We start from the raw sequence: 24,434 nt of genomic DNA on the forward strand, positions 1-24,434 counted from the left end.
GTGGCTACGCGCGTGGCAGCGTGCGCTGCAGCGACGCAGTCGTCGCGGCGGCAGCCGGCGCGGGCTCGTTCTCCAGCGTCGCGACCCGCAATGGCGCGGCGCCTACCGGCAGCGCGCGCTCGATCTCGATGCCTGCGCCACGCTGCGCCACCAGTGCCTGCAAACGCGTGAATTCGCCGCACCAGATGGTCTCGATATCGCGGTCGCGGCTGGTGTCGCGTACCTCGGAGAAGGCCACGGCGCGCACTTGCAGCCGCGCGCTGTCGCCGGCGCCACCGAGTTCCACGCCATAGCCCGGCGTGGCCGTCTTGCGCAGCGCCACCTTGCCTTGCTCGGCCCATGCGGTAGCCATGCCTTCGCGCACCTCGTAGCCAAGGCTGGCCAGGCCTCCCAGCACGGCCTCGCGGCGGGCGAGCGCGGCCTGCCGCTGGAGCAGGGTTTCGAGCATCGCTTCGCCGTGCTCGCATTGCACGCCGATGGTGGCGGCGTCCGCCGCCTGGCACGCAATGTCGATGACCTTGCGCAGTGCGAGAGCGTCCTGATCCAGGGTGCCGGATCCCAACGTGCCAAGGCCGTCCAGGCGCGCCGCCAGCGCATCCAGGCGCAGCAGCCATCCGGCACGCACCTGTCGCTCCCGCGCAGCCGCGGCAAGGTCCAGCAACAGGCTGTCCAGCAACATGCTGCGACGCGCCGATGCCGTCTCCGCCTGGGCGTTGGCTGCGCGCGCGGCGAAGCTGGCGGCGGCGTCGTGGTCGTCCAGTGCTTCCAGCATGCCGATGTGATGATCGATCTGGCGCAGGCGCGCATCGGTGGCGCCAGGCTGGCGCGCCTGCCATTGCGACAGCGTTTCGGTGGGCACGCCAGCCGACAGGGCGCTGGCGAGCGCGCGTTGCGCATCGCTCAGCGCGGCTCGCTCTTCCGGTGGCGCCATCAGGGTGAAGCCGCGTGCAAGCGCAGCCTGCGCTTGCGGGCCATGCAGGGTGCCGTCTTCGATGGCCTGCAGCGCCGTCAGCAAGTCCGCTGGCAAAGCCCGTTGCGGATCCCGCTGCTGGTCCCGCTGCTGATGCGCGCGGCGCAATGTGGCGGCGTTCTGTATCAACTGCCGCTGCTGCTGGCGGGCCTGTCCGGCTTGCTCCGCGGCGCGCTGCCGGCATGCCTCGAGATCGCCCTGCAGGAAGGCAAGCTCAGCCGCGGCGCCGCGCTGCAGCGCCCCGAACCGATCGGCTTCCAGCAGCGCCTGCAGGCCGGCGCGGCGCTCGCGCGTGGCCGCCAGCGTGGCTTGGTCGAGCTGTCCCAGGCGCTGTCCTTCGCGGCTCCAGTTGGCCATGGCGTGGTCGAGTTGCGCGAGCTGGTCGCGCCCGCGTGCGATGCGCTCATCCCGGGTGACCACCCGGACTACCTTGGGGCCGCTCATGGCGTGGCTCCTGTCGATGCCGCTTCGGCGGCGGCATGCGTGGCGGGTTCGCCCGGCGCCTCGTCCAGCTGCGCCGCCGGGCGCGTGGCGGCTTCGATCGCTGCCTTCAGGCGCGCACGCTCGCTCTCGCCATCGTGGTACCAGCCGTGCGAGGAAACGCGGTACACCCGCGCGATGGCGCGCGCTAGTACGGAAGGGCGCCAGATCTCGCGGGCACGGGCGCGGGCCAGCAGCGCGTGGCGCGGCGCATCGCATTCGATGCCCAGCGCATACAGGCCGGTGCGCGGGTCCTCGATGGCATAGTCCAGCCCGAAGGCGTCGCCTTCGCTGGCCGGCGCGAGCTGCCATCCGAGGCTGCGGACATAGCTGGCTACCGCGGCCTTGAAACCGTCCTGGGGCGCATCGTCGACTTCGCTGCCGGCGCTGCGCGGGCCTTCCGCTCGTTCGCCGTGGAGCCTGCCGAGCAGCCCTTCGCAGGCGGGGAATTCGCCGGCGGACAGCGTGCGGGCGTACTCAAGATAGCTTTGCAGGAAGTCGCGCGGGATGGCCGGCGCGCGGCGCGTGGACAGCATGTCGGAAATATCGGAGATGGGCATCGAGGTCACCATCACCACCTTGCGGCGCGCCCGCGTGACGGCTACGTTCAGGCGGCGCTCGCCGCCCTTCTGGCCGAGCACGCCGAAGTTGCGGCGAAAGCTCCCTGGCCGTTGCGGCCAAAGGTGGTGGAGAACACGATGATGTCGCGCTCGTCGCCCTGCACGTTTTCCACGTTCTTGACGAACACCGCCATGTCCTCGCCGCCTTCGCTGCGTTCGCGTTCCTCGCGGTAGGCGGCGCGGAAATCACCGTCGCGCGAGGCGCGTGCCTCCAGCACTTCTTCGATCAGGTCGGCCTGCTTGCGGTTGAAGGTGACCACGCCCACCGAGGGCCGCTCGGCGAACGGCGCCTGCCATAGCGTGGCGAGCAGGTCTGCCACCTTCTCGGCTTCGGCGGGGTTGGTCTGGTTCTGGTAGAGGCCGTCCACGCGGATCAGCTCCACGGGCTTGTCCTGCAGGATGCGCGTGCGCGGATGGCGCACCGGCACGCTGAGCCGGTTGCCATAGAACGCGGCGTTGGAAAAGCCGATGAGCTCGCGGTAGGCCGATCGGTAGTGGATCTGCAGCGTCGCGCTGGGCAAGGCGGTGCGGGCCAGTTGCAGCAGGTCAGGGCAATCCTTGATCTCGCGCCGGTTCCACTCCTCGTCGAAGGCGTCCTGCACGGCCTCGTCGGCGTTTTCGTCAGGGGCCTCGCCGTCGAACAGCTCGGCCTCGTCGCTCTCGATGCGGCTGGAGAAGAAGCTGGTCGGCGGCATCTGCTTCTCATCGCCGCTGACCACCGCGACGCGGCCGCGGAACAGGGTTGGCAGCGCGTACTCGATGGGCATCTGCGAGGCTTCGTCGTAGATCACGGTGTCGAATAGCCCGGCCTTGAGCGGCAGCACGCGGCTAGCCACGTCGGGGTTCATCAGCCACACCGGGCGCAGCGCCATGAGCCCCAGCGGCGCACCCAGCTCGATGAACTCGCGTAGCCTGCGCGCGCGCCGTCCGGTGAGGCGGGTGATGTCCTCCCATTCCTTGAGCGGGCGCACGCGGCTGCGCTCGATGCCTTGTACCAGCAGCGCGCGGTTGAGCCGGCGCATCTCGACGTCGGCGGCGGCCAGCGCGCTCACGCGCGCCTCGGTTTCGCCGCGTTCGAGTTGCAGCGCCGGGTGGTGCAGCTCAAGCTGCCGCTTCCAGGCGAGGCGCGCCTCCCGGTTGAGCAGGCGCCGCACCTCGGCCTCGAGCGTGTCGGTGGGTATCGCTTCGAGCGCTTGCTGCTTGTCGCGCAGCGTGGCGAACACGGCCAGCTCGTCAGGGCCGAGCTGGCTGGCGCGGCTGCGGAACCGCTGATAGGCCGGCAGCGTGGGCAGTGCCGCCGCAAGCGGCGCCGTCAAAGGCGCGCTGTCCTTGTTGCCGGCAATGGCTTCGTCGCAGGCGGCAATCCAGTCCGGCTCGCACCAGCCGGCCAGGCGCTGCAGCGCGGCGTGGCTGATGCGGCGTGCTTCGCAGCGCGCGAAAGCAGCGTCGAATCCGGCCAGCAAGGCGACCACCGTCTCGCGCCGTCCGCTGGCGAGCGCGGCTTCGACCTGCTCTGCGCGAGGGGCTTGCGCGAGGCGATCGCACATTGCCGCTGCATCGTGCAGGCGGGCCTGCGCGTCGGCGCATAGCGCAGGGAGTGCCAGGCCGGCGTCGGTGGCAGGCGCGGGCAGCGAGAGGTGTTGCAGGATCTCGCGCAGGGCCTGGCGCGGCGCGCGCCATTGCTGTTCCAGCCGCGCCGCCATGGCCAGCGCCCTCAGCCGGCTGGAATCCGCCGCGGCCGCGGCGTTGCCGCTGCAGCGTTGCAGCAAAGCCAGTTGCTTGCGCTGGCGCAGCCAGCGCGCCGGGCTGAGGCGGCCAAGCAGGCCGGCGGGCGTCGCCAGTTGCTCGGCGCGTGAGACCGCTGCGGCGAGTTCGCCTGCGTCGAGTGCGGCCAGCGCGGGCGACAGCACGGCATCTTGTGCGTCCTGCGGGCAGGCGGCGAGTTGCTGTTGCACCTGCGCGAGCTGCGCCAGCAGCGCGGCGCCGCGCGTGGTCGCGCCAGGGGTCGTGTTGGCCGGTGCTCCGGCCAGCGGACGGAACAGTGGCAGCCAGCGTGCCAGGTCGGCGCGGCGCCCGTCGTCGAGCGCGAGCAAGGCGTCGCCATGGCTGGCGAGCCATGCGCGATGCGAGCCGGGATCTTCGACTTCGAATGCCGCGGGACGGTGCGCGAGCACATCGGCGCGCGCTTGTTCGGTTTGCACCAGGCGCTCGAAGTTCTCGCTGAAATCGGCGAGCGTGGCGCTGTCGGTGGCGAAGGGGCGCAGGCGCGCCAGCGGGCTGCCTTCGAAGCGCGCGGGCAGCCAGTAGCGGGCCAGCGGCGCGCAGGCTTCTTCCAGCGCGGCAAGGCTGGCGGTGTCGAGCGGCTCCAGCCTGGCGCGCAGCGCCGGCACGTCCAGCGGCGGTCTGCCTTGTTCCAGCGCCACCAGTTCGCCCAGCAAGCCGCGGTAGCTCAGGCCGATGCGCGCATCGACCTGGTGCAGCGCTTGCTGGTGGCGGTCCAGTTCTCCCTCCAGCGCTTCGATGCGCGCGGCGATGCGCTCGCGTTGTGCGCGCCATGCGGGCGGACCGGCGTCGGGCGTCTTCAACAGCGCCTCGAGCTGCTCGCGCACGCCACGGATCACCGGCTCGCGGTCGCGGTTCACGTCGCTCAACATGACGATGCGCTGCTCCAGTCCTTCGGCAACCAGCCGCTTTCGCACCACGTCGAGCGCGGCTTGCTTCTGGCACACGATCAGCAGGCTGCGCTGGCGGCCGAGCGCATCGGCCACCATATTGACGATGGTCTGGCTTTTGCCGGTACCGGGCGGGCCTTCGACCAGCAGGCCCGGCGCCTGCCGCGCCTGCAACACTGCCGCTTCCTGCGAAGGATCGCTCGCCACGGTGAAGTAGCGCTCGCGCTCCGGCGGCTGCGTGGCTTCGGTGGCGTCGGCCGCTTCGGTTGCAGCGTCGGCATCCGGCGCGGCAGCATGGCCCGCGCCCAGCCGCAACGCGGTCTCCAGCCCCGTACCGCCGCCAGGCAGGGTCTTGAGCTGCCGCAGGTCCTCGCCGACCGCCTGGCCCATGAAGGTGACATGGAACAGCACTGCCGCGCACGAGAGCGCGTCCTGATAAGGCTGCACCTCCGTGTCGAGTCCGGGCAGGCGGCCCAGCACACGCTCGCTCGCGCTGGCCAGCGTGCCGAAGGCGTCCATCACCTCGCCGGCCTTGAGCGCGGAGCGCCCCAGCAGCTCGTCGGCGGCGTCGCGCCAGCGGCGGCTGGCCTCGATGCCCAGCAGCGCTTCCAGCGCCGGGTTCAGGCGCACTTCCTCGCGCTCGCCGTCAAAGGCCAGCGCTACCTGGCCCCGGCTGCCGACTTCCAGCAGCAGCCTGACCGGCCACAACAGCACTGGCGCGATGCGGGTCTTGGTGTTGCCGCGCGCGTCGCGCGTGAGCAGGAAGGGAAAGCCGAGGTAGAGGCCGTCGATGCCGGTATCGCGACGGTACAGCGTGCTGTGCCGGTACAGGCTCTGCAGGCGCAGCTCCAGCTCGGGGCGCTCGCCGAAGAGCGCGGGGTCCAGCGAGACCGGTTGCGCATTGCGCTGGAGCAAGTGGTCGAGCAACGCGCCGGCGGGACGGCGCGCGCTGTCGAGCTCGCGCAGGTCGATGCGCGCGGTGGTCTTGCCGATGCTCATGCGCACCAGCGGCCCGCGCAGCACGGCGGTGGCCACCTTCTTCTGGAAGAAGTCGAGGATGTCGGCCACGTATTGCTGCTTTTGCGGCGCGAGCCATTGCTCCGGCGGCACCGCCAGCAGCACCAGCGCCTGCGCCAGCGGCAGGCGCCGCTCCAGGCGGAACTGCGCTGCCCAGCCGTCGACCGCGGCCACGCTGCTGCGCGCGAAGCCTTCCAGGCGCGCGTCCACCGCCTGCCAGATCGCTAGCCGGCCCTGTTCGAGCCAGGCGCGCGCTGTGTCGTCGCTGAACGCGAGCACGTCCTCGCGCCGGGCCAGCGCCGCGGCTTGCTCGACGATCGCATCGATCGAGCGGAACTGGCCGGGCGCGGCGGACAGCAGCACGATCAGGTCTTCCTCGCCAATCAGCCGGCGCTCGGCCAGCGACAGCACGCCGGCGTGGCTGCTGTCCGGCAGCAGCCGCCGGCGCGCCTCCCACAGCGCGGCGAGACGCGCGCGCGAGCTCGACAACAAGTGGATGCGCAGGCTGTCTTCGTCAAGCTCGATCTCCAGGCTGCGCGCGCGCTGGCGCACCTGGGCCGCGCGGGCCTTGAGGCGGACCAGCCAGTGCTCGTTGTCGAAGCGGGACAGCAGGTCGGGCGCCAGGCCTGCGAGCAGCGCGTAGCCTTGCTGCGGATGCTGCAGCAGCCAGCCCGGCGTGACAATGTCGCCGCGCAGGATCAGCGGCATTTCCGGGTTGAGCAGCTTGAGGGCGAGCATCAGGCGGAAATCGTCTTCCAGGCCCTCGTGCCGCGCCACTTCGCGCAGGCCGGACAGGCGCTGCGCGGGCAGCGCGGCATCCTGCGCCCAGGTCACGATGACGCCGCGCCGCAGGTGGTCGCCGGCCTGGTCCCAGTTGCCGGCTTCCGCGGCGGCGAGTGCAAACTGCGCCGGGCTGCGGTAGCGCCGGCCGCCCAGTTCGATGGCGCTGGCGGCGCCGCTGTCGTGCTCGGTGGCCTGCTCGCCGCTGTCGGCGGGGGCATCGACTGCCTCGCCATTGAGCCATGCCTGCACCTGCGGCCATTGCCAGCGCTGATTGTGGTCTCGCGCCAGCAGGCCGCGCAGCAGCAGGCGCAATTCGGGATCGAGGTCATCGGGCAGCGCCACACCGTTGGCCAGCACGTGGATCAGGAAAGCCTGCGGATGGATGTCCGCGAAGCAGGCGCCGCCGGTGACCTGCTCCAGCAGGATCATGCCCAGGCTCCACCAGTCGGAGGCGGCCGCGACGCCGCCGGCAATGGCTTCGGGCGCCATATAGCGCGAGGTCTCCAGCGGCGAGACGATGTCGAGGTCGAAGTCCGACAGCCGCGCCGAGCCGAAGCCGCTGACCACCAGGTCGAGCGGCTCGCGCTGGCGTACCAGCAGCGTGCCGGGGCGCAGGTCGCGGTGGCGCAGCCCGGCTTCCGAGAACACATGCAGCGCCTCGCCAAGCTCGCGCACGATATGGCGAATCCGCTCGAGGTCGCCGGCGACGATGCCAAGGTCGGCCAGGGTGCCTGCGCTGAGTTCCTCGGCCACTTCATAGGCGCGCTCCTGCCAGCGCCCGGTGGCCAGGATCTCCGGCACGTGGGCGCGCGGCAGGCGTTGCAGCAGCGCGTAGACGGCCGGGTCGGGCTCGGCGCCGGCGCGGTAGAGCGTCAGGACGGCATGGCGCTCGGTATCGACCTGCTGCGCGGCATAGCGCTCGCGCACCCCGTCGGTGCTGGCGATGCGGCGCAGCAGGCGCCAGCCGGCGATGACGTCCGCTTCGGCGTGGGCGCCGGTTTCAGCGTTCGGCACATCGCCTGCCGGATCGGCGCCGCATTGCAGGCAGATCAGGTCGTCGGCAGCCATCGGGTGGCCATTGAGGCAGTGGCCTGGCGCTACGTCGGGCGCCTGCTGCGCGGCGGCAGGCGTAGCGGTGGTTGCCGTTGCGGCAGGGCGCCAGCCCGGCGCATGGATTGCTTCGCCGGACAGGTCCCAGCCGCAGGGCGCCTGGCCGAACAAGCCTTCGCAGAAGATCTCCGCCAGTGAACGTTCGGTCTGGCAGTTGGGGCAAAAACGCATCATGGCTGGGAGTATCCGTTGGGTTCGGCCCGCCTGGCGGCGCGGTCCTCGGTGATGGTGATGGTGTGGCCCTGGGCCTGCAGCAGCGCGCGCAGCCGCCCGAGGTCGCCGCGCCGGGGGATGCCGGCCAGCCACACGGTACCGTCGTCGTCGAACATCAGGTCGAGCGCGCGATCGTGCGCGGCCAGCGGGCGCTCGAAGGCGCCGAAGCGCGCGCGGCCAAGCGGGGTGAGCAGGTGCAGGCGCTGGTTGTCGCTGCCGCGCAGCGCCAGCGTCTGCGGCGCGTGCAGCGCGAACGGGTCGGATATCAGCGCGTCGATCAGGCCGTCGGCGCGCGCCAGCACGGGTGCCAGCGCTTCGATGGGATGGCCGCTGTAGACCAGGATGTCGAGCGGGCTGGCCGCGCGCAGCGCATGCAGCAGCGCCAGCAGGCCCTCGGGCTGCTCGAACGGCTCGCCGCCCGAGATGGTGATGCCCTCGGCCTGTGCCAGCCAGGGTGCCAGCGTCGCCATCAACGTTGTCACGCTCGTGCTGCGCCCGCTACCGGCCTGCCAGGTGTCTGCCGAGATGCAGCCGGGGCAGCGGATCGAGCAGCCTTGCAGCCAGATGCCGACGCGCTGTCCGGGGCCGAGCGTCGTGACGGGGAAATGCAGGCGCGACAAATCCAGCGCTGCCTCGGCGCCGCTCACAGGCGTTGCAGGCTGAGCTGCGTGAAGGCGCCGGTTGTCAGCCCGGCGATCTCGAAGCGCTCGCCCGGCTGCGCGTCCTGGTCGAACAGCGCGCGCGCCAGCGGGTTCAGCAGGTGGGCTTCGACCTGGTTGCGGATGCCGCGCCCGCCGTTGGTGAGATCGGCCAGGCAGCGCTCGCGCAGCGCTTGCAATGCGCCGGCGGCCAGCGTCAGGTGCAGGTCCTGGCGCGCCAGGTCGGCCAGCACATTGTCCACCATCTGCGTGAAGATCTGCGCGGCGATATCGGCGCGGATGAAATCGAACACGATCACGTTCTCGCCGATGCGGTTGAGGATCTCCGGGCGATTCAGCTCCAGCTTGAAGTAGCGCTCGATCTCGCTGCGCACCTTGGCCTGTACCGCTTCGAAGGGCTCGGCCGGGGTGACGTTGGCCACCCGCAGGCCATCCGCGCCGGTGCGGTAGATGCCCAGGTTGGAGGTGAACACGATTAGCGCCTCGGAGAAATACACGCGGTCGCCGCGCCCCGAGGTCAGCACGCCGTCGTCCAGGATCTGCAGGAACTTGTCGAGGATGCGCGGATGGGCCTTCTCGATCTCGTCGAACAGCACCACGGCAAAGGGCTTCTCGCGGATCGCGTTGGTCAGCTCGCCGCCCACGTCATAGCCGACGTAGCCGGGCGGCGCGCCGATCAGGCGCTGGTCGGCGTGCTCGGCGCTGAACTCGGACATGTCGAAGCGGATGTAGGCGCTCTCGTCGCCGAACAGCAGACTGGTGATGGTCTTGGCCAGCTCGGTCTTGCCCACGCCGGTGGGCCCGGCCAGGAAGGCCACGCCGCGCGGCCGTCCGCCGCGCCGCCCGCCGCCCACGCCGGTCATGGCGCGCTTGACGATATCGAGCATGTGCGTGGCCGCATGGCCCTGGCCCTTGACCCGGCGGCTAATGAATTCGCTCGCGCCGCGGATGCGGTTGCGATCGATCTTCAGCCAGGGGTCCTCGGTTACGCCCACCTTGTAGCGGCGCACTGCGTCGGCCACCTGGGACAGCGGCACGCCTTCTACCCGCGCCAGCTGCGTGATGGCGTTCAGATCGAGCAGCAGCATGCCCTCGGTGTCATCGACGAAAGCCTGCTGCGCCTGCTGGATGGCCTGCGCATCGGCGTCCTGCGCGCCCGCCAGGCCGCGCAGCAGCGCCGGCGCCAGCGCGCGGCGGGCGTGGTGATCGGGCTTGGCCACCGGGATATGGCGCAGGCGCGGGTTGCCCACCAGCAGCCAGTCGGGCAGGTCGCCTTCCTTGTCGACCACCCACAGGATGCTGTTGAAGAAGGGCTTGCGCGCCGTGCCGGCCGGGCGCGAGCGGACCTGGTGCGACAGCACCAGCGCGCGGGTGAACAGCTGGTGTTCGGCGGGGCTGGGGTTGTCTGCGCGCGTGAGCAGCCGCGAAGCGAAATCCACCATCAGCGCCAGCGGCTCGCCGGGGTGCGCGGCGAAGCGCTCCAGCGTGGTGCCGAGCAGGTCGATGCCGGCATTGGCGCGGCCTTCGCTCACGGTCAGGCCGAACTGCTGCAGGATGGCCTCGGCCGGTTTGCTGTCTTCGCCGGGCGCGCACAGCGCCTGGAAGCCTGCTACCGGGTCGTAGAGAAAGACGTGGGCGTAGCCCGCTTCGCGCAGGGCGCCGTGCATGGCCAACGCGAAGGACTGCGGCGCGATGACGCCAGGCGCCACCTCGCAGGCCTGCAGGTCGCGTACGTTGCCCGACAGCACGAACTGGCTCTTGAGCGGCAGGAAGCGCAGCAGGTCGCGCAGCCAGCGCGGGCGGGTGAAGGCGGGGGCAGCGGCAGCGGCGGCTGCAGCCGCTGAAGCGTTTGCGGGTTCGGTACCGGACATGGGCGGGCTCGGGAAGATCCAGGGGCGCGCGGCCGTGTGCCGCGCGCGCACCATGCGGATTCTATCCCCCGTGCGCCATCATGCCGGCACCGGTACCAGTTTGTTACCACGCGGGGCGGGCAGGGCCCGCCTTTGCGGTGCTGCTTAGAACGTCGTGCGCACGCCCAGCTTGACGCTGCGCCCTGCCAGCGGCGCGATGTCGCGCAGGATCGAGGTGGCGCTGCGGGCGTCCTGGTTGGTCAGGTTGTCGCCGCGCAGGTAGACCAGCGTCTGGGTGCCCGCCATCTTGAACTTGTACGTGACGGACACGCCAAGCAAGGTGTACGCATCGGTGGGCGTGTCGTTGGACGGCACGCGCGTCTGGCGGGCGGCGTAGGTCACGTCCGCGCGCGCGCCCCACGGGCCGGCGCCGTACACCACCGCGCCGCCCAGGCGCAGCGGGGACAGGCGCGGCAGCGGCTGGCCGGTGTTGCGATTCTCGCCGCGCACGTAGTCCGCGCGGGCCTCCAGATCCACCGTGTCGCTGCCGGTCAGCAGCTTCTGCCACACACGTGCCTTGCCTTCGGCCTCGAAGCCGTACAGGGTGGCGGGCACGCCCATGTATTGCATCACGGGCAATGCGCCGGTGCTGCCGGGCGTGACAAAATCGCCTTCCGCGTCGCGCGCGGTGCCGGTGTTGGTGAGCGCCAGGTAGTTCGCGAAGCGGCTGTAGTAGCCCGACAGGCCGGCGCTGTGCGGGCCCGACTTGAAGCGCACGCCCAGGTCCAGCGAGGTGGCGCGTTCCTTGTTGGCGTTGGGGTCGCCCTGCTCCCACGAGCCGGTAGCCACGTGGGGGCCATTGGCGTACAGCTCGTAGAAGGTCGGGGCGCGCTCCGTGTAGGCCAGGTTGGTGGTCAGCGACCAGGCCGGCGCCAGCTTGTAGAGCAGGCCGGCCGAGGCGCTGCCGGCGTTGAAGCTGCGGCTGGCGTCGGAGAACCGGTCGTTGCCGTTGGCCTGCGCCTTCACGCCGGTGTGGTCCATGCGCCCGCCCAGGTTGAGCTTGAGGTCGCCGCTGGCGCTCAGCGGCATTTCCTCGAAGATGAACAGGGCCGCGTTGTCGGTGTCGGTGCTCGGCACGAAGGCTTCCTCGCCAAGCGCCGAGAAGCGGGTCGAGCCGAACTGGGTGCCGATCACGCCCGTCATGTTGCCGATGCGCGCGTGCTTGGCCTCGAAGCGTGCGTCCCAGCCGTTGTTCTTGAAGATGGTGCCGGTCTGGCCGGAGTCGATCTCCTTGTGTTCGTAGTCGGTATAGCTGAACTTGCCCTTGACCGACTCGATGAAGCCGCCGGTGTTGCCGGCCAGGTTGCGCGCCTCGCCTTCGAGCGCGAAGCGCTGCTGGCGCATCTGCAGCCGCACGGTGTCTTCGGCGGGGGTGCCGTATTCGTTGTGGTATTCGCTGTAGTTGGCGCCGACGAAGCCGTCGGCCCAGGTGTAGGCGCTGCCCAGCGAGCCGCCCGACTGCTGCGCGTTGCTGTTGGGCAGGCGGCCGTAGGCCTCGCTTTCGCCTTCCGGCAGCGGCTGGCTGTTGCGCAGGCTGGCGCTGCGCGCGTAGCCGGGGATGCGCAGGTTGCTGGTCTTGCGGGCGAAGGCGTCGGCGTGGATGGCGATCTGGCCATTGCCGGCCTCGAGCAGGCCGCTGGCGTTGCGCGCGCTGTCGCCGCCGGCGGTGGCGCTGGCGTCCACCGCGCCGCCGATGCCCTGGATCGGCTCCTTCGGGATGCGGTTGTCGATGACGTTGACCACGCCGCCGATGGCGTTGCCGCCGTACATCAGCGCGGCCGGGCCGCGCACCACTTCAATGCGCTCGGCCACCAGCGGATCGATCGGCACGGCGTGGTCGTTGGACAAGGTCGAGGCGTCGACGGTGGTGCCGCCGTTCTGCAGCACCTTGATGCGGTCGCCGTCCAGGCCGCGGATGATCGGGCGGCTGGCATTCGGGCCGAAGTAGCTGGAGGACACGCCCGGCAGCTTGTCCAGGGTGTCGCCCAGCGTGCTGCCCTGGCGCACGGCAAGGGCATCGCCGCTGAGGGTGGAGACTGGCGCCACCAGGTCGGTGAGCTCGCTGCCCAGCGGGTTGGCGGTGATGACCACTTCGCGCAGGGTGGCCGGGGGCGTGGCCGGGGTGCCAGGGGTGGACGCGCTGGCTGCGGCCGGGGCCGCCGGGTTGCTTTGCGCGAAGGCGCCGGTGGAAACGGAGGCGGAAGCGATCAGGGCCGCAATGGCGGCAAGCGGCGTGCGCCGCAGGTTTTTTCTTGTTGGAAACGGAAAGACATGGCTCGCATTGTTCTTGGATGCTATCGAGCGCATGGCGCCAGTGGCCGAACGCCGGCCGCGCGCCGCCTGGCGCAAAATGCGCGGGATGGCGGCGGGCAGGGGTGTTCGGGAGCGTGGCGCGATGCGACAGGCGGCGGGCTGCGGCTTGGCGGCCGCGGCCCGGGCTTCAGGCGAGAGCGTGAACGGCCGGTGGGGCGCGCGAGCGGAAAGGCTGGGGATGCTGCAGGTCGGGCCGGCGCCAGCCTACGCTGAACGGAACCGGCGATTGCAGGTGCGTGAGCGCCGGCATGACTGGCGTGCCGCAATGGCTGGCAGCCACGGTGGCGCCATCGAACAAGACGCAGAAATGTCCCGCCAGCTTGAGCGAGAGGGGAAGGTCGGGAACGGCACCGAAAGCCGTGAGGGCTGGCTCGCCGTCATTGGCGTCGTTGGCGTCATTGGCGGTACTGGCGGTAGCCTGCAGCGCCGGGCTGAGCAGCCCGCCGTGGTGGATGCGGTGCGTGAGCCCGGCATGCTGGGCCAGCACCAGGCATAGCGCCAGCCAGAGCGCCGGCCACAGGCCGAGGCCGCGGGCGCGGCTGCGCTGCAGGCGTTGCCAGGGCACGACGGCGTCAGTGGCCATGCCCGCCGTGGTCGTGGTCATCGCAACCGCAGTCGTCGCCGTGCTCGTGGTCGTGGTCGTCATGGTCCAGGCCGTCGTCCCAGCTCGGGAACGGGTCGGCGTACCGCGCCCAGGCATCCGGGCCTGCAGCCATTTCCGCGTCGGTCAGCAGGCAGGCGTCCAGCAGCGCTTCGAGCGCGGGGCGGTCAAGGTCCTGGCCGATCAGCACCAGTTCCTGGCGCCGGTCGCCAAAGGGAGCGGGTTTGCCGTCCACCGTCATATCGGCTTCGAGCTCGGCGCGGCCGGCCTCGTCGTCCGGCCATTCGGACGAATCCAGCGCGGCCCACCAGGCGCCGGCGCCGCCGTGGCGGCACACGCCGCCGGCCTGGCCCCAGGTGCCGGCCGCGTGCATGCGCGTGGCCAGCCAGAAGAAGCCCTTGGAGCGCAGCACGTTGCCATGCTCGCGCAGCCACTCGGTGTGGATCAGGTCGGCAAAGCGCTGCGGATGGAAGGGGCGGCGGCGGCGGTAGACGAAGCTGCCGATGCCGTAGGCCTCGCTCTCCGGCACATGCTCGCCGCGCAGTTCGGCCAGCCAGCCCGGGGCGGCTGCGGCGGCGTCGAAGTCGAAACGGCCGGTGTCGAGAATGCTCTCCAGCGCAACCTTGCCAAAGCTGGCCGGCACGATAGCCGCGCGCGGGTTGAGCGAATGCAGGATGCCGGTCAGGCGCTCGCGCTCGGCCTCGCTGACGAGGTCGAGCTTGTTGAGCACGATCACGTCGCAGAACTCGACCTGCTCGATCAGCAGGTCGACCACCGTGCGGTCGTCGTCCTCGTCGCGCGCCTGGCCGCGGTCCTGGAGGAAGTCGGCTTCGTTGAAGTCTTGCAGGAAGTGCGCGGCATCGACCACCGTCACCATGGTGTCCAGGCGGGCGATGGCGTCCAGCGCCACGCCTTGCTCGTCCTCGAAGGTGAAGGTCTCCGCGATGGGCAGCGGCTCGGCGACCCCGGTCGACTCGACCAGCAGGTAATCGAAGCGGCCCTCGCGCGCCAGCTTGCCGATCTCGGTCAGCAGGTCCTCGCGCAGCGTGCAGCAGATGCAGCCATTGGTCAGCTCGATCAGGCGCTCGCCAGCCTGCGCCAGCATGCCGTCGCCAAGCAGGCGGGCGTCGATATTGACGTCCGCCAGGTCGTTGACGATCACAGCCACCCGCTTGCCTTCGCGGTTGGCCAGGACATGATTGAGCAGGGTTGTCTTGCCGGCACCGAGGAATCCGGACAGCACGGTGACGGGCAGGCGATCGGCCATGGCATCGAGGCGCGCCGGGGTTGGGCGCGTGTTATTGCAACAAAGTTGCGACTGTATCAGAAAGCAGGGGGAAAGCCGGTAATTCGGGGAGCGCGATGGCCGCACGAATCCAGCCGTTCCTAATGATAGGCCCGTGCCTGTGACACCACAAAGGCGAAAGACGAAAGGACGCGATGCCTGGCGGGGCGTGCCACTCAAACAAAACGGCCCGGAGAACCGGGCCGTCTGGCGCGCGGGGCGACGGCCCCGGGCAGTCGCGGAATCAGTCGCCGAACAGCTTCTGGCGCAGTTCGCGGCGTTGCTGGGCTTCCAGCGACAGCGTGGCGGTGGGGCGGGCCAGCAAGCGCGGCACGCCGATCGGCTCGCCGGTTTCCTCGCACCAGCCGTAGTCGCCGGACTCGATGCGGGCCAGCGATTGCTCGACCTTCTTGAGCAGCTTGCGCTCGCGGTCGCGCGTGCGCAGTTCCAGCGCGTGCTCTTCCTCGATGGTGGCGCGGTCGGCGGGATCCGGCACGATGACCGTTTCGCGCAGGTGCTCGGTGGTCTGGTCGGCGTTTTTCAGGATATCGTCGCGCAGCTGCTCAAGGCGATGTTTGAAGAAGCCGAGTTGCGCTTCGTTCATGTAATCCTTGTCGCCCATCTTCAGGATTTCAGCTTCAGTCAGAAGTTTATTGCTGCTCATGGTTGCTGCTGATTCTCTTGTTGGTGCGACCGGCGGCGTCTTGGTCCGCTCGGGTGCAGTGTCCGGCCGCTTGCGCGGCGCGGAGGTTTCGCTCTGGCTGGCTGCAGACTTGCTGCTGTGCGTGCCTCCCTTGGCCTCGCCCGCACCGGCGTGCGCCGTACTGCCGCGGGGAGCAGGCGCAGCCTCCATGGACTGTGCCTTCAGCGTCTCGGCCGCAGCGCTGCTGCTTTTGCTGCGGCTTTCTTTCGTTTTCGTTGCGGCTACCATGGGACACCTCTCTCTCGCGTCGATCGATGACGGCGCGTGACGGGTGCCCCAAGCGGAGGGCGGTCTCCGCATGAAGCACTGCGACCGCACCTGCCGGCAGCCCGCCTCATGCTGACGACGACCGCCGTCCTGCATTGCGGGTGCCGTCGCCAAAGGACAAAAGGCTACGTTACCCGCACTAAATCCAGCCTATTGTACTTGAACAAAAAATTTGGAGATATGGGAGAAAAGCGGGGAGTTTTCCCTGATATCCCAGCCCCCTCCGACGAGGGGGGCAGGGGGGCGGCGCTGCCCGTCGGCTTCAGGCCAGGCAGGTGGCGAGGCCCTTCAGGATGGCGTCCTTGGGCAGGTCCACGCCAATGAAGACCATCTTGGTGCCGGGGGTTTCATCGCCCCATTTGGCGCCGATATCGCTGCCCATCAACTGATGCACACCCTGGAAGACCACTTTCCGGTCCACCGCGTCCATATAGAGTACGCCTTTGTAACGCAGCAGGTGTTCCCCGTAGACCGACAGGATGCCGGACAGGAATTCCTCCAGCTTGGCGTAATTGAAGGGTTTTTCGCTGCGGAAGACGAACGAGCCGATGCGGTCGGTGTGGTGGTGGTGGTGGTGGTGGTCGTGCTTGTGACCATGGCCGTGATCGTGCTGGTCATGGCCGCAGTCATCCTCGCAATGGTCGCCATGGGCGTGTTCGTGCGCGTGGTCGTGATCGTGCTCTTCGGCCTCGGCACGCAGGAAATCCGGGTCGATTTCCAGCTTTTCGTTCAGGTTGAAGCCCCGAAGGTCAAAGATTGTGTCTATCGGCGCTTCGCCGAAATGCGCCGTGCGCACGGGCGCGCGCGGGTTCATGTGCAGCAGGCGGTGGCGCAGGTCTTTGATCCCGCCCTCCGGCACCAGGTCCGCCTTGGTGATGAAGATGGCGTCGGCAAAGCCAACCTGGCGCTGCGCTTCTTCCTGCTTGTCGAGCTGCCGGTTGGCGTGCTTGGCGTCCACCAGGGTGATCACGGCGTCCAGCAGGTAGCGCTGGGCGATCTCGTCGTCCATGAAGAAGGTCTGGGCCACGGGGCCGGGGTTGGCCACGCCGGTGGTTTCGATCACGACGCGGTCGAAATCGATCTCGCCGGCGTCGCGCCGGGTCATCAGCTGCGACAGCGCCGCCACCAGGTCGCCGCGGATGGTGCAGCAGATGCAGCCGTTGCTCATCTGCACGATCTGCTCGCGGCCATCCTGCACCAGGATCTCGTTGTCGATGTTCTCTTCGCCGAACTCGTTTTCGATCACGGCGATCTTCATGCCGTGCTGCTCGCTCAGGATGCGCTTGAGCAGGGTGGTCTTGCCGCTGCCGAGGAAGCCGGTCAGGATCGTGACCGGGATCAGTTTGGACATTGTTTTCTCCGGGAAGGGATACCGCTTTGGCCTGTCGTACGCGGGGTAAGTGGTGTTTGGATAACTTGTTCGTTCATATAGCGCGCGGGCGGGGCCTTCGCTCAGCCGTGCTTGCCATGGGTGCGTGCGCCGCATTCGGCACAAACGCCGTTTACGGTCAGCTCCACATGCTCCACGGCAAAGCCGCTTGGCACCTTGGGCGCGGCTTGCGCCGGCGCGCTGACGCCGTCCAGGCAGAAAGTGCGGTCGCAGCGGTTGCAATGGAAGTGGCTGTGCTGCCGGTGCACCTGGGCGCGCGCTGCCTCGTGCTCGACCAGGCTGAAGCGGAAGACGCGGTCGTGGCCGGCCCGTTTCTGGGCCAACCCTTGCTCGACCAGCCAGTCGAGCACGCGGTACACGGTCACGCGGTCGATCGCTTCGCCATCGGCCGGCATGCGGTCGATCACGGCTTGGTGGGTCAGCGGTTCATGGCTTTCCATCAGGCAGGCCAGGATGCCAAGGCGCGGCTGGGTCACACGGGCGCCCAGTTCGCGCAGGCGTTCGTGGGCGGCGTCCAGGGTAGCCGGCGCGGGGGACATGGCGGATGCCGGCATGGCCTGGGTGGGGGAGGGGCTGCTGCTCATGGACCGATTTAACCATAGCGCCCCGGGTGATGCAATTCAGTTGCGTCAACTCGTTGCCCTGGCTGCCATGCGCGGCGTGCGTCCCGTCGCGCTCTCGCTTTGCGTCTATCATCGCCAGCAGGCCCCCGAGACGCGAGGAGACACCCCATGCAGAACGACGCCAGCGCCCTGCTGTTTCCCAATTTCGAGTCCATTCGCCTGCACATCGGCGACGTGGGGATCGCCGGCGTGCGCGGCGGCTCCGGGCCGCCCTTGTTATTGCTGCACGGCCATCCGCAGAGCCACCTGATCTGGCACAAGGTGGCGCCGGCGCTGGCCGACCGTTTTACCGTGATCGCCACCGACCTGCGCGGCTACGGCGGCAGCAGCACGCCACCGGGCAACGCCGGCCACGAGAACTACAGCAAGCGCGCGATGGCGCAGGACCAGGTGGCGGTGATGGCGCAGCTGGGTTTCGACCGCTTCGCGCTATGCGCCCACGACCGCGGCGCGCGCGTGGCGCACAGACTGATCGCGGACCATCCGGGCCGGGTCACGCGCGCCATGCTGCTGGACATCGCGCCCACGCTGGCCATGTACGAGCGCACCAGCATGGCGTTTGCCGCCGCCTACTGGCACTGGTTCTTCCTGATCCAGCCGGCGCCGTTCCCGGAAACGCTGATCAATGCGGAGCCCGAGTTCTACCTCAGCAGGCTGATGGGCCTGCGCCACGCCGGGCTGAGCCCGTTCGCCCCCGACGCGATGGCCGCATATACCGCCGCCATGCGCGATCCGGCCCACGTGCACGCGATGTGCGAGGACTACCGCGCGGCGGCCACCATCGACCTGGACCATGACCGCGCGGACCGCGCCGATGGCCGCAGGCTGGATTGCCCGCTACGCGTGCTGTGGGGAGAGCACGGTGTGGTGGCCCGCTGTTTCGAGCCGCTGTCGCTGTGGCAGGAGGTGGCGAGCGAGGTCAGCGGCCGCGCGGTGCCTTGTGGGCATTACATCCCGGAGGAGGCCCCCGAGGTGCTGCAGGAGGAAATGCTCGGCTTCTTCTGCTGATCTTCTGCTGGTCTCCTGTTGTTGTCTTGTTGCTGTCCTGTTGCCTCCCGATTCCCGCGGGCTGCGGCGAGTTCGATACATTTGGCGTGATTTTGCGAAGAAATGTCTTAGCGGGTTATTCCGGATATTTGCCACTTTTCGACATTGATAGCATTGCGCTCCGGTCGCGCGGCCCAAGCCGCGGCGGCCGTATGCGCTGTGCCCGCGTCATGGTCGGCGCTGCCGCCCGGATCGGGCCGGCAGCGCAGGAATGGCAGCGCCCGACAGGGCGCGCCACTCCGGCCGGGGCAGTGTCGGGACGGGAATAGAAGGGTATCCAGGAGATAGCATGAAACGAGTTGCACAGTTTGTGGCTGCCGCGCTGACGGTCGGCGTAATGGGAGTGCATGCGGGCGCGCAGGCACAGGAATTCCCAGGCAGCAAGCCGGTATCGGTGGTGGTGCCGTTTGCCGCAGGCGGCCCGACCGACAAGGTCTCGCGCGAGCTGGTCATGATCATGTCCAAGCACCTGGGTACCACGATGGTGATCGAGAACCTGGGCGGCGCTGGCGGCACCATCGGCGCCAAGAAGGTCGCGCAGTCCAAGGGCGACGGCTACACCATCCTGATCCACCATATCGGCATGTCGACGGCGCCGGCCCTGTACCGCAACCTCGGCTTCGACCCGCTCAAGGACTTTGAGACCGTGGGCGAGATCGCCGACGTGCCGATGGTGATGGTTGGCAACAAGAACCTGCCGCCCGCCAACTTCAAGGACCTGGTCCCCTATATCAAGGCCAATGCCGCCAAGCTGTCGCTGGCCAACGCCGGCATCGGCTCGGCCTCGCACCTGTGCGGCCTGCTGTTCCAGAGCGCCATCCAGACCGAGCTGACCACGGTGCCCTACAAGGGCACGGCGCCGGCGCTGACCGATATCCTGGGCGGCCAGGTCAACCTGATGTGCGACCAGACCACCAATATCGCCGGCCAGCTCAAGGCGGGGTCTCTCAAGCCGTATGCGGCCATGCAGAACCGCCGCGTGGAAGCCTTCAAGGACATCCCGACGGCCGCCGAGCAAGGCCTGCCGGGTGTCGAAGTGAAGATCTGGCATGCCATGTACGCGCCCAAGGGCACGCCCAAGCCGGTGGTGGACAAGCTCTCGGCAGCGCTGCAAAAGGCAGTGACGGATCCGAACTTCCGCGCCAAGATGGCTGAGCTGGGCGCCGAAGCCGTGCCCGCGCAGCGCGCCACGCCGGAATCGCTGAAGGTCTTCCTGGCCGGGGAAATCGGCAAGTGGACCCCGGTGATCAAGAAGGCCGGCGTGTACGCCGACTGACCGGACGCAAAAGAACGGCTCGTCCGCGGGCGCCTGCCCGCGGATGGCGAAAAGGCTACGCGCAATGCGTGGCCTTTTTGTTTCTTGAGGGGGCGCGCGCGGCGGCAGCCACCTCGTCTATATTGGTTTGATTGCCTTCGGTCCGGCAGGGATGCGCACGGTGGGCCGCTTGCGGTGGCCCTTGAATTCACCGCACCCGTCGCCACCTACCTCCCTGACATATTCTTGCGAAGCCATCATGGAACAGTATCACGGCACTACCATCGTCAGCGTCCGGCGCGGCAACCAGGTTGCAGTCGGCGGTGACGGCCAGGTCACACTCGGCAATATTGTGATGAAGGGCACCGCCCGCAAGGTGCGCCGCATCTATAACGGCAAGGTACTGGTTGGCTTCGCCGGCAGCACCGCTGATGCCTTCTCGCTGCTCGACCGCTTCGAGGCCAAGCTGGAGAAGTACCAGGGCAACCTGACCCGCGCCGCCGTCGACCTCGCCAAGGACTGGCGCTCGGACCGCGCGCTGCGCCGGCTCGAGGCCATGCTGATCACCGCCGACCGCGACACCACGCTGGTGATCACCGGCAATGGCGATGTGCTTGACCCCGAAGGCGGCGTGGCCGCGATCGGCTCGGGCGGCGCTTATGCCCAGTCGGCCGCCAAGGCGCTGGTGGAGAACACCGAGCTTTCGCCCAAGGACATCGTCGAGAAGTCGCTGGGCATTGCCGGCGAGCTCTGCATCTACACCAACACCAATTTCGTCATCGAGACGCTGGAATGAGCGTCGGCCGGCCGCGCAAAAGCCTGACGCGCGGCTGCCTGGGCCCGGATGCCGCACCGCTCCGGTCCGTCGTCTTCCTCTGAACGGATACCATGTCGCATACCATGACCCCGTCGGAAATTGTTTCCGAACTCGACAAGCACATCATCGGCCAGAACAAGGCCAAGAAAGCGGTAGCGGTTGCGCTGCGCAATCGCTGGCGCCGCCAGCAGGTGGAAGAACCCCTGCGCCAGGAAATCACGCCCAAGAACATCCTGATGATCGGGCCGACCGGTGTCGGCAAGACCGAGATCGCGCGCCGCCTGGCCAAGCTGGCCGATGCGCCGTTCATCAAGATCGAGGCCACCAAGTTCACCGAGGTGGGCTACGTCGGCCGCGATGTGGACACCATCGTGCGCGACCTTGCCGAGATGGCGGTCAAGCAGGCGCGCGAGTCCGAAATGAAGAAGGTGCGCACCAAGGCCGAGGAAGCCGCAGAGGACCGCCTGCTCGACGTGCTGCTGCCGCCGCCGCGCGATATCGGCTTCAACCAGCCCGAGGAAAAGGATTCCAACACGCGCCAGGTGTTCCGCAAGAAGTTGCGCGAAGGCCAGCTCGACGACAAGGAAATCGAGCTCGAGGTTGCCGCCGGCTCGCCGAACATGGACATCATGGGTCCCCCGGGCATGGAAGACATGACCGAGCAGATCCGCACCATGTTTGCCGGCCTGGGCCAGGGCAAGAAGGCGCGCCGCAAGATGAAGGTGCACGAAGCCTTCAAGCTGCTGATCGACGAGGAAGCCGCCAAGCTGCTCAATGACGAGGAGGTCAAGCACAAGGCAGTGGCCAACGTCGAGCAGAACGGCATCGTGTTCCTGGACGAGATCGACAAGATCGCCAGCCGCAGCGAACTGGGCGGCGGCGAAGTGTCGCGCCAGGGCGTGCAGCGCGATCTGCTGCCGCTGGTCGAGGGCACCACGGTCAACACCAAATACGGCATGATCAAGACCGACCACATCCTGTTCATTGCCTCGGGTGCGTTCCACCTGTCCAAGCCCAGCGACCTGATCCCGGAGCTGCAGGGCCGCTTCCCGATTCGGGTCGAGCTGGAATCGCTGTCGGTCTCCGACTTCGAAGCCATCCTGACCCAGACCGATGCCAGCCTGACCAAGCAGTACCAGGCGTTGCTGAGCACCGAGCAGGTCGAGCTGGTGTTCGCGCCGGACGGCATCCGCCGGCTGGCCGAGATCGCTTTCTCGGTCAACGAGAAGGTCGAGAACATCGGCGCGCGCCGCTTGTACACGGTGATGGAGCGGCTGCTCGAGGACCTGTCCTTCCACGCCACCAAGTCATCGGGCGAGAGGGTCATCATCGACGCGGCTTACGTTGACGAACGCCTGGGCGACCTCGCCGGCAACGAAGACCTGTCGCGCTACGTGCTGTAAGCGTGTAAGCCTTAGCCCGCCATAGGTCTGTCAGGCGGCATCCAACGACAAAGGGCGCACTTCGGTGCGCCCTTTGTCGTTTTGCCATGCGCCCGCTCAGTGCGCGTGCACATGCCCCGCCGGCATCGGCGCGGTCAGTTCCAGTTCCGCCGCCGGCGTCTTCAGCTCGCGCAGGCTCTGGCCATCCGCGGGGATCTGCGTCCACTCGGCACGGCCGTCCTCGCACTCCTGCACCACCGGGAAATACAGCTTGCCGGCCTGCTCCGGCAGCTTCATCAGCATCACGAATTCATCGAAATGCGCGTCGGCCAGCGAGCCGGCAAACCAGCGCAGCGTGCGCACGTCCTCGCTCACGGTCTTGCCGTGCGAGGCATAGGGCTTGGCCAGTGGCGCGCGTTTCACTTCCAGTTGCCAGCCCGCCTTGGGCTGCGGATGGGCGCCTTGCACGCCTTCCGGGATGGTCACGGTGATGGCGCGGGTAGCGCTGCCGTTGCAGCCATGGCCCACCATCAGGGCGCCTTTGAAGTAGCTGCCGGCTGTCGCGGTCTTCTGCTCGAACACGATGTGGGCGAACGCGGCGGGCGTCCAGCTTGCGCCAAGCGAGGCCAGCGCGATGGTCATTGCGGGCAGCAGGCGGGATGCGGTCATGTCGATTCTCCTGGGAAGCGCGCCAGTCTAGCGCCGAAGGCCGTCGCTGGCCCTGCGGCGCAGGGCCGCAGGGCCACGGCGTGGTGTGCCCCGCAAATCATGTCGGAATTGTCTTACGTAGCTTTCGGAGCGTGACGCCTGATTGTAGGAGGTGCCCATGCGTACTCTGTACCTACGGTGTGGGCAAACGCGGATCGCACCGGGCAGGAGCCCAACAGCGAGACCGCCCTCCACAGTATTCCGCCACTGAAATAGGAGCACGACATGATGAAGAAATGGCTGAGCGCAGCAGTGTGTTCGATGATGTTTGCCGGTCCCGCCGCCTTCACGCTGGCGCATGCCGCACCCGCAGGTTCCAAGGCGGACTACGACGCGGCCGTGAAGACCGCTAACGCCGACTACAAGGCCGCCCGTGCCCAGTGCGACAGCCTCAAGGCCAATGCCAAGGACGTTTGCGTGAAGGAAGCCAAGCGCGACGAGGACGTGGCCAAGGCCAACGCCGAAGCGACCCGCGATGGCACGGCCAAGGCGCGCGCCAAGGCGGACAAGGTCAAGGCCGATGCCGACTACAGCGTGGCCAAGGAAAAGTGCGACGACAGGAAGGGCAATGACAAGGACGTGTGCGTGAAGGAAGCCAAGGTTGCCCATGAGCAAGCCCTGGGTTCGGCCAAGGTCGAGAAGGCTGCCGCTACCGGCACCAGCACCGACGTAGCCGAAGCGCGTGCCGATGCCAAGAAGGACACCGTGGACGCCGCCTACAAGGCTGACAAGGAAAAGTGCGATGCCATGTCCGGCGATGCCAAGAGCAAGTGCCAGGCCGACGTGAAGACCAAGTACGCCAAGTAACTTGCCTTCGTACGCTGACTCGATTCGTTGAGTCAGCACGCTGACTTAGCACGTTGACTTAGCACGACTCAGCACGTCACACATCCACGATAGAGGAAACGCCCATGAACTGGGATCAGATCGAAGGAAAGTGGGAGCAGGCCAAGGGTAAGGTCAAGGAAAAGTGGGGCAAGCTCACGGACGACGACCTTACCCAGATCCAGGGCAAGCGCGACCAGCTTGCCGGCCGGATCCAGGAGCGCTACGGCTACACCAAGGAGCGCGTGGAAGAGGAAATGAAGGCGTGGGAGCGGGATTCCCGCTGGTAAAGCACCGGGTAAGACGCGCTGGTAAAGAGAAGAGTAAGACAGGTAAGCATTCGTAAGCACGCTGGTGCGTGTTGCGATGCAATGCCAAAGTGGCGGCCGGCACGATCGAAAGCTCGTAGCCGGCCGGTTAGCACCCGCTTTCCGAACCCGCACCCTCAACCACCAACCAGGCAGGAGAACCGAAATGAAACGCGAGCTACTGTCCTCGTTCGGCGTGCTGTGTGGCCTTGCCGCGGCAACCGTCTTTCTCTGCGTGCGCCCGGAGGCCGCGCCCGTACTGCGCCAGGCGAGCGCGCCCGTTGTGGCGAAGCCCGCCGTGCTGACCAGCATCACGCCGCAAGCCGCGGTGGAGCTGGCCGTGCAGGCCGGCGATCTTGGCTCGCGCGCCGATCGCCATGCCAGTGACGCCCTGCGCGTTGCCGAGCAAGCCCTCGGCCGGGAGAACGATCTGGACTGGGACTACGTGCAACTGCGCCTCTGAAGGTGCGCCTGAG

General features: G+C 68.3%; 19 protein-coding genes. 7 read left to right on the forward strand and 12 right to left on the reverse strand.

Translation table 11 applies throughout. The annotated features are described in order from the left end of the window. Positions 1-4 precede the first annotated feature (4 nt). The 11 genes from OMK73_RS29900 to OMK73_RS29950 all read right to left on the reverse strand — a co-directional run bounded on the left by OMK73_RS29900 (position 5) and on the right by OMK73_RS29950 (position 17,577). A complete protein-coding gene (locus OMK73_RS29900; protein WP_267605205.1) occupies positions 5-1,414 on the reverse strand; it encodes a hypothetical protein in 1,410 nt (469 codons plus the stop codon). Then, on the reverse strand, positions 1,411-2,091 hold the full coding sequence (locus OMK73_RS29905; protein WP_267605206.1) for a hypothetical protein: 681 nt from the start codon (positions 2,089-2,091) through the stop codon (positions 1,411-1,413). Before OMK73_RS29905 ends, OMK73_RS29900 begins: the two co-directional genes overlap by 4 nt. Then, positions 2,058-7,826 carry a protein kinase domain-containing protein gene (locus OMK73_RS29910; protein WP_267605207.1) on the reverse strand — a complete coding sequence of 1,923 codons (5,769 nt, stop codon included), beginning with the start codon at positions 7,824-7,826 and terminating at the stop codon, positions 2,058-2,060. Before OMK73_RS29910 ends, OMK73_RS29905 begins: the two co-directional genes overlap by 34 nt. Continuing rightward, positions 7,823-8,512, reverse strand: a complete 690-nt coding sequence (locus OMK73_RS29915; protein WP_267605208.1) for a 4Fe-4S cluster-binding domain-containing protein — start codon at positions 8,510-8,512, stop codon at positions 7,823-7,825. Before OMK73_RS29915 ends, OMK73_RS29910 begins: the two co-directional genes overlap by 4 nt. After that, positions 8,509-10,395, reverse strand: coding sequence for an AAA family ATPase (locus OMK73_RS29920; RefSeq protein ID WP_267605209.1), 1,887 nt, complete (start codon positions 10,393-10,395; stop codon positions 8,509-8,511). Before OMK73_RS29920 ends, OMK73_RS29915 begins: the two co-directional genes overlap by 4 nt. Positions 10,396-10,539: 144 nt before the next feature. Further along, a complete protein-coding gene (locus OMK73_RS29925) occupies positions 10,540-12,741 on the reverse strand; it encodes a TonB-dependent receptor (RefSeq protein ID WP_267605210.1) in 2,202 nt (733 codons plus the stop codon). Positions 12,742-12,874: 133 nt separating this feature from the next. After that, on the reverse strand, positions 12,875-13,351 hold the full coding sequence (locus OMK73_RS29930) for a hypothetical protein (RefSeq protein WP_267605211.1): 477 nt from the start codon (positions 13,349-13,351) through the stop codon (positions 12,875-12,877). Further along, a complete protein-coding gene (gene zigA / locus OMK73_RS29935) occupies positions 13,320-14,615 on the reverse strand; it encodes a zinc metallochaperone GTPase ZigA (RefSeq protein ID WP_267605212.1) in 1,296 nt (431 codons plus the stop codon). Before zigA ends, OMK73_RS29930 begins: the two co-directional genes overlap by 32 nt. A gap of 262 nt (positions 14,616-14,877) precedes the next feature. Beyond that, positions 14,878-15,297 (reverse strand): RNA polymerase-binding protein DksA, encoded by a 420-nt coding sequence (dksA, locus tag OMK73_RS29940; protein ID WP_006164034.1) that lies wholly within the window; start codon positions 15,295-15,297, stop codon positions 14,878-14,880. 568 nt (positions 15,298-15,865) lie between these two features. After that, positions 15,866-16,954, reverse strand: a complete 1,089-nt coding sequence (locus OMK73_RS29945; RefSeq protein WP_267605213.1) for a CobW family GTP-binding protein — start codon at positions 16,952-16,954, stop codon at positions 15,866-15,868. Between the two features lie 101 nt (positions 16,955-17,055). After that, complete coding sequence (locus tag OMK73_RS29950; RefSeq protein ID WP_267605214.1) at positions 17,056-17,577, reverse strand: Fur family transcriptional regulator; 522 nt, start codon at positions 17,575-17,577, stop codon at positions 17,056-17,058. Between the two features lie 147 nt (positions 17,578-17,724). Here OMK73_RS29950 and OMK73_RS29955 point away from each other — a divergent pair, with 147 nt between their 5' ends. From OMK73_RS29955 to hslU, 4 genes are all read left to right on the forward strand, one after another. Next, complete coding sequence (locus OMK73_RS29955; protein WP_267605215.1) at positions 17,725-18,624, forward strand: alpha/beta fold hydrolase; 900 nt, start codon at positions 17,725-17,727, stop codon at positions 18,622-18,624. A 328-nt stretch (positions 18,625-18,952) separates the two neighbouring features. After that, entirely contained in the window at positions 18,953-19,939 is a 987-nt protein-coding gene (locus tag OMK73_RS29960) for a tripartite tricarboxylate transporter substrate-binding protein (RefSeq protein WP_267605216.1), read from the forward strand. 238 nt (positions 19,940-20,177) lie between these two features. Next, the gene (gene hslV / locus OMK73_RS29965) at positions 20,178-20,714 is read left to right on the forward strand and encodes an ATP-dependent protease subunit HslV (protein WP_006162714.1); all 537 of its coding nucleotides are present in this window, start codon (positions 20,178-20,180) and stop codon (positions 20,712-20,714) included. Positions 20,715-20,806: 92 nt separating this feature from the next. Beyond that, positions 20,807-22,138: an ATP-dependent protease ATPase subunit HslU gene (gene hslU, locus OMK73_RS29970; RefSeq protein ID WP_267605217.1), complete on the forward strand. Its 1,332-nt coding sequence runs from the start codon at positions 20,807-20,809 to the stop codon at positions 22,136-22,138. A gap of 96 nt (positions 22,139-22,234) precedes the next feature. On the opposite strand, the gene OMK73_RS29975 is transcribed toward hslU, so the two are convergent. Next, the gene (locus OMK73_RS29975) at positions 22,235-22,786 is read right to left on the reverse strand and encodes a YcnI family protein (RefSeq protein WP_267605218.1); all 552 of its coding nucleotides are present in this window, start codon (positions 22,784-22,786) and stop codon (positions 22,235-22,237) included. 264 nt (positions 22,787-23,050) lie between these two features. On the opposite strand from OMK73_RS29975, the gene OMK73_RS29980 reads away from it, so the two are divergent. The 3 genes from OMK73_RS29980 to OMK73_RS29990 all read left to right on the forward strand — a co-directional run bounded on the left by OMK73_RS29980 (position 23,051) and on the right by OMK73_RS29990 (position 24,421). After that, complete coding sequence (locus tag OMK73_RS29980; RefSeq protein ID WP_267605219.1) at positions 23,051-23,632, forward strand: hypothetical protein; 582 nt, start codon at positions 23,051-23,053, stop codon at positions 23,630-23,632. Positions 23,633-23,736: 104 nt separating this feature from the next. Then, positions 23,737-23,940, forward strand: coding sequence for a CsbD family protein (locus OMK73_RS29985; RefSeq protein WP_267605220.1), 204 nt, complete (start codon positions 23,737-23,739; stop codon positions 23,938-23,940). 184 nt (positions 23,941-24,124) lie between these two features. After that, positions 24,125-24,421: a hypothetical protein gene (locus OMK73_RS29990; protein WP_267605221.1), complete on the forward strand. Its 297-nt coding sequence runs from the start codon at positions 24,125-24,127 to the stop codon at positions 24,419-24,421. The last annotated feature ends 13 nt before the right edge of the window (positions 24,422-24,434 follow it).

Origin of the sequence: Cupriavidus sp. D39 (assembly GCF_026627925.1) — a bacterium.
GTDB classification, from domain to species: Bacteria; Pseudomonadota; Gammaproteobacteria; order Burkholderiales; family Burkholderiaceae; genus Cupriavidus; species Cupriavidus ulmosensis.

Coding starts and splice junctions, on each gene's coding strand:
- OMK73_RS29985 (WP_267605220.1), top strand. CDS start 23,737: ATGAACTGGGATCAGATCGAAGGAAAGTGGGAGCAGGCCAAGGGTAAG.
- OMK73_RS29950 (WP_267605214.1), bottom strand. CDS start 17,577: ATGAGCAGCAGCCCCTCCCCCACCCAGGCCATGCCGGCATCCGCCATG.
- OMK73_RS29955 (WP_267605215.1), top strand. CDS start 17,725: ATGCAGAACGACGCCAGCGCCCTGCTGTTTCCCAATTTCGAGTCCATT.
- hslV (WP_006162714.1), top strand. CDS start 20,178: ATGGAACAGTATCACGGCACTACCATCGTCAGCGTCCGGCGCGGCAAC.
- zigA (WP_267605212.1), bottom strand. CDS start 14,615: ATGGCCGATCGCCTGCCCGTCACCGTGCTGTCCGGATTCCTCGGTGCC.
- OMK73_RS29920 (WP_267605209.1), bottom strand. CDS start 10,395: ATGTCCGGTACCGAACCCGCAAACGCTTCAGCGGCTGCAGCCGCCGCT.
- OMK73_RS29975 (WP_267605218.1), bottom strand. CDS start 22,786: ATGACCGCATCCCGCCTGCTGCCCGCAATGACCATCGCGCTGGCCTCG.
- OMK73_RS29960 (WP_267605216.1), top strand. CDS start 18,953: ATGAAACGAGTTGCACAGTTTGTGGCTGCCGCGCTGACGGTCGGCGTA.
- OMK73_RS29945 (WP_267605213.1), bottom strand. CDS start 16,954: ATGTCCAAACTGATCCCGGTCACGATCCTGACCGGCTTCCTCGGCAGC.
- OMK73_RS29980 (WP_267605219.1), top strand. CDS start 23,051: ATGATGAAGAAATGGCTGAGCGCAGCAGTGTGTTCGATGATGTTTGCC.
- dksA (WP_006164034.1), bottom strand. CDS start 15,297: ATGAGCAGCAATAAACTTCTGACTGAAGCTGAAATCCTGAAGATGGGC.
- OMK73_RS29925 (WP_267605210.1), bottom strand. CDS start 12,741: ATGCGCTCGATAGCATCCAAGAACAATGCGAGCCATGTCTTTCCGTTT.
- OMK73_RS29900 (WP_267605205.1), bottom strand. CDS start 1,414: ATGAGCGGCCCCAAGGTAGTCCGGGTGGTCACCCGGGATGAGCGCATC.
- OMK73_RS29990 (WP_267605221.1), top strand. CDS start 24,125: ATGAAACGCGAGCTACTGTCCTCGTTCGGCGTGCTGTGTGGCCTTGCC.
- hslU (WP_267605217.1), top strand. CDS start 20,807: ATGTCGCATACCATGACCCCGTCGGAAATTGTTTCCGAACTCGACAAG.
- OMK73_RS29930 (WP_267605211.1), bottom strand. CDS start 13,351: ATGACCACGACCACGGCGGGCATGGCCACTGACGCCGTCGTGCCCTGG.
- OMK73_RS29910 (WP_267605207.1), bottom strand. CDS start 7,826: ATGATGCGTTTTTGCCCCAACTGCCAGACCGAACGTTCACTGGCGGAG.